Origin of the sequence: Pseudomonas sp. GM49, assembly GCF_000282355.1 — a bacterium.
Lineage (GTDB): Bacteria > Pseudomonadota > Gammaproteobacteria > Pseudomonadales > Pseudomonadaceae > Aquipseudomonas.
The window spans coordinates 1-4,401 of the sequence record NZ_AKJL01000302.1; the positions used below are offsets into that span (position 1 = coordinate 1).

At 60.8% G+C, this 4,401-nt stretch carries 5 protein-coding genes; 3 read left to right on the top strand and 2 right to left on the bottom strand.

Going from position 1 to position 4,401, the window contains the following annotated elements; all coding sequences use genetic code 11:
- The coding region (locus tag PMI29_RS02955) for an MFS transporter (protein ID WP_008003442.1) at window positions 1-849 on the bottom strand (849 nt) is incomplete at its 3' end.
- A gap of 317 nt (window positions 850-1,166) precedes the next feature.
- On the opposite strand from PMI29_RS02955, the gene PMI29_RS02950 reads away from it, so the two are divergent.
- Window positions 1,167-2,000, top strand: coding sequence for an EamA family transporter (locus PMI29_RS02950; RefSeq protein ID WP_008003452.1), 834 nt, complete (start codon window positions 1,167-1,169; stop codon window positions 1,998-2,000).
- A gap of 49 nt (window positions 2,001-2,049) precedes the next feature.
- Window positions 2,050-2,433: an MAPEG family protein gene (locus PMI29_RS02945; RefSeq protein ID WP_008003453.1), complete on the top strand. Its 384-nt coding sequence runs from the start codon at window positions 2,050-2,052 to the stop codon at window positions 2,431-2,433.
- 145 nt (window positions 2,434-2,578) lie between these two features.
- Here the strand turns inward: PMI29_RS02945 and mltA are convergent, their stop codons facing one another.
- Entirely contained in the window at window positions 2,579-3,763 is a 1,185-nt protein-coding gene (mltA, locus tag PMI29_RS02940) for a murein transglycosylase A (RefSeq protein ID WP_008003454.1), read from the bottom strand.
- A 127-nt stretch (window positions 3,764-3,890) separates the two neighbouring features.
- On the opposite strand from mltA, the gene PMI29_RS02935 reads away from it, so the two are divergent.
- Window positions 3,891-4,340: a c-type cytochrome gene (locus tag PMI29_RS02935; RefSeq protein ID WP_008003456.1), complete on the top strand. Its 450-nt coding sequence runs from the start codon at window positions 3,891-3,893 to the stop codon at window positions 4,338-4,340.
- The last annotated feature ends 61 nt before the right edge of the window (window positions 4,341-4,401 follow it).

Here is a 4,401-nt window from a genome sequence, read left to right on the forward strand (position 1 = left end):
TTGCGTGAACGCCGCCAGCACCAGCAGCACCGCCAGCGCCATGCCCACCAACGAAGGCAGCAGTCGACTGTCCGCCAGACGACCACCGAGCATGCTGCCGGCGGTCAAGCCAACGCCGAACAACAGCAGCATGATGGTGACGCCGTGAGGGCTGACACCGGTGATGTCCTGCAGGATCGGCGCAATGTAAGTGAACACACTGAACAGACTGGTCGAGGCCAGCACGCTCATGCCCAGGGCCAGCAGTACGTTGGCCTTGCCCAGCACCATGAACTCGCTGGCCAGGTTGGCTTTATCCATCGCAATGTTTTTCGGCAGCCAGACCCATTGCGCAATCGCGGCCAGAACCCCGATCACCGACACCGCCCAAAAGGTTGAGCGCCAACCTGCGTATTGCCCGAGCGCTGTGCCCAATGGCACACCGAGCACGTTGGCCAGTGTCAGGCCGGTGAACATCATGGCAATCGCCTGGGCCCGTTTGTTGGGTGCCACCAGCCCGGCAGCCACCACCGAACCGATGCCGAAAAATGCGCCGTGGCACAGCGCCGTGATCACGCGCGCGGCCATCAGCGTGGCGTAATTCGGTGCCAGCGCGCAGAGCATGTTGCCGAGGATGAACATCAGCGTCATGCCCAGCAGGGTGGCTTTGCGCGGCATATTGGCTGTGCCGACGGCGAGGATTGGCGCGCCGAACACCACGCCCAGGGCGTAGCCGGTGATCAGCAGTCCGGCATCGGGAATGCTCACGCTGAGGTCGCGGGCGACGTCGGGCAACAGACCCATGATGACGAATTCGGTGGTGCCGATGCCGAAGGCGGCAACAGCTAGGGCAAGCAAAGCGAGTGGCATGCGCAAGGTCTCTGTCGGTAGTCTTGACGCTGTGATCAGGCATACGCAGGCCGACGACCGTTCTCGAGGAGAGCGGGCCAGGCAGAATTTTTATTGGAATTGGTCTGTGCGCAACTGAGTGCGGCGTGGTCGCTTGCAGTATAAACAGCCACTGACATATGGCGAATCAATTCTCTGCGCGGATTCTGTAGGAGCGAGCTTGCTCGCGAAAGACGTCAAGGCAACGCATTTATCCAGGCAGCACGCGTTATCGTTGACGTCCATCGCGAGCAGGCTCGCTCCTACAGGGATCGTGTAGACGACAAAAGGAGTAGGCCGTGCTTGCGACGGCGTTGGTGTTGGTGGCGGCGCTGTTGCATGCGGCGTGGAATACCCTGATCAAGTTCAGTGCGGAGCGGCTGTTGGTGGTGGCTTGCATGGACAGCGTGGCTCTGCTCTTTGTCGCGCTGATGTTACCGTTCCTGAGCGTGCCGCCGCTGGAGATCTGGCCATGGATACTGGCATCGGCGGCGTTCGAGTTGCTCTATCGCTATTTGCTGATCCAGGCCTATCGGGTCGGCGACCTCGGGTTGGTCTATCCATTGATGCGCGGCCTGTCACCGTTGGTGGTGCTGGCACTGACGCTGATCTTTGCCGGGGAAGTGCTGACCCATCAACAGATTTTCGGCATCCTGCTGATCCCGTTCGGCATGCTATGCCTGCTCTGGCAGGGCGGTGGCGGTGCGCGCCTGCCGTGGTCGATGTTGCCGGTGGTGGCATTGATCGGCCTGTGCATCGGTTGCTACACCTACATCGACGGGCAGGCATTGCGACGCTGGTCTCATCCACTGGATTACCTGATCTGGGTCACCTTGCTCAGCGCCTGGCCGTTTCCGCTGTTGGCGTTAGTGCGCAAGCGCCCCACGTTCATGCTGTTCTGGCGCGAGCAGTGGCGGTTGGGCCTGGCGGTCGGGTTCTGCGTGTTGTTCAGCTACGCTCTGGTGCTGTGGGCGATGCAGTTGGGTTCGATTGCCGAGGCCGCAGCGCTGCGCGAGATCAGCGTGATTCTGGTGGTGCTGTTTGGCATGCGTTACCTGAAAGAGCCCTTTGGCGGGCCACGACTACTCGCCTGCAGCCTTGTGATGATCGGCATACTGGTGATGAAGTTTTGATTGCCACGATGGAATTCGTTTCTCTATAACTTGAAGAAAGGACGGCGTTATGACGGTGGCTCTGTGGTGCATTTTGATCGCGATTTTCCTGCCGTATGTGTGTGTGGGCGTGGCCAAGATCAGCGGCGGGTTCAGGTTGAGAGACAACCATGATCCCCGGGATTTTCTCGATTCACTGGACGGCTTGGGCAGGCGCGCGAATGCTGCGCAACTGAACAGCTTTGAAGTGACCCCGGCGTTTGCCGCGGCGGTGATCGTGGCGCATCTGGCCGGCAATGCCGAACTGGTGACGATCAATGTGCTGGCCGTGCTGTTCATTACCAGCCGCCTGCTATACATCATTTGCTACCTGGCGGACTGGGCGACACTGCGGTCGCTGGTGTGGTTCGTGGGGATGGCGCTGATCGTGAGTTTCTTTGTGGTGTCGGTCTAAACGATCTTCAGGGTTTTCGCCGGCCTCTTCGCGAGCAAGCCCGCTCCCACACTGGATCACCGTCGAACACAGATTTTGTGTCCACTGAAAATCAAATGTGGGAGCGGGCTTGCTCGCGAAAGCTGTCTTTCAGGCGATGCGGGACTCAAGGATTGGCTTTGACCGTATCCGCCACCTGCGGCACTTGTGGCAGCGCAGCACCTTTGGGCCAGAGCATCCAGATCTGCCCCTGCTGTTTCATGTCCCCGGCCAGTTGCCCGGCCGCATCGCCGGTGCCCCAGAACAGATCCGCCCGAACCTCGCCGGCAATGGCACCGCCGGTGTCCTGTGCGGCCACGGGGCGAACCAGCGCTGTGCCGTCCGGTCTGGTGGTGGACAGCCACAACAGGCTGCCCAGCGGGATCACCTTGCGATCCACCGCCGCGCTGTAACCGGCGGTCAATGGTACGTTCAACGAGCCGCGCGGACCTTCGTTGCTGTCCGGGTTACGGGTGAAGAACACGTAGCTGGGGTTGCTGCCGAGCAGTTCGGGAATCCGTGTCGGATTGGCCTTGGCCCATGTGCTGATGGCGCCCATGGTCACGTCTTCTTTTTTCAACTCACCCTGTTCCACCAGCCAGCGGCCGATCGGTCGATACGGATGGCCATTCTGATCGGCATAGGCAATTCGCAACTGGCGCCCATTGTCGAGCTGGATACGACCCGAACCCTGGATTTGCAGGAACTGCAGGTTCATCGGATCGGTCAGCCAGGCCACGACCGGCGCCTTGACCCCTTTGTTTTCGATGGTTGCCGCATCGTCGTACGGCTTGAGCACGCGACCTTCGAGCCGGCCGCGAAGGCGTTTGCCCTTGAGTTCCGGGTAAATGCTGTCGAGGGCGACGATGATCATGTCCTCGGGGACGCCATACACCGGGACATTGGCAGCGCTGGTCTGGGTCAGGCTCCCGGGATAGACCGGCTCGTAGTAGCCGGTGATCAAGCCGTTGGGGTTGTCGTTGGCGGCACGCAGGCCATAAACGTCGAGGTTCTGCTTGAGAAAACCACGGATGTCGCTGGCGGTTTGCGGCACGTTGGTGGCCGCTGTGCAGGTTCCGCCCCAGACCGGGTCGGCCTTGAGTCGGGTGCAGGCGCTGCGCCACGAACCGAAGCCGGCTACCAGGTCGTTGTCGGACACCGCCGGCAGCGCTTCCCATGTGGCACTGGAGTAAGTGGCCAGGGCGTGGGTTTTCGGTTGTTGCTTGTCGCCACCGGTGCAGCCTGCGAGCAGGGCCACCATCGGCAGGGTCCAGGCCAGGCTTTGACGCCATGCCTTGAAACGGCTGTTCATGGAGTGATTCCTTTGCCGGTTGCCTGAGCGCTCCATGCGCTCATACAACCCTTGTTGATAATAGGGCTATTGGTCTTTGCCGATGACACGAGGATACTGGCCGCCGTTTCCGTGACCTGAAGCCACCATGACTCTTAAAAGACTTTCTGTTGTATTGCTGGCCTGCCTGACATTGTCCGCTTGTGGCGGCATCGACCCCAACTCGCCGCTGGGCCAGCGCAAGGCCATTTTCAAGCAGATGCTCAACACCGGTGAAGACCTGGGCGGCATGTTGCGGGGGCGCATTGCGTTCGATGGCCCGAAGTTCGCCGAGGGCGCGGTGAAACTCGATGCGTTGTCCCGTGAGCCGTGGCAACACTTTCCGCAGGTCCGCGAGGAAGATCACACCAGTGCCAAGAGCGATGTCTGGGAGCAGCAGGCGCGCTTCCAGGCCATGGCCCGTGACCTTGAATCCGCCACCGGTGAATTGGTGATCGCCAGCCAGGTTCAACCCTACAAGGCCAGCAACCTGGGGCCGGCGGTGCAGAAAGTCGAAGATGCTTGCAGTGCTTGTCATAAGGCGTTTCGGGATCATTGATTGGTGTTGTTCGGTCTGACGTCTTCGTCGGAACGCCGCCCGGAGCAAGCCCGCTCCCACA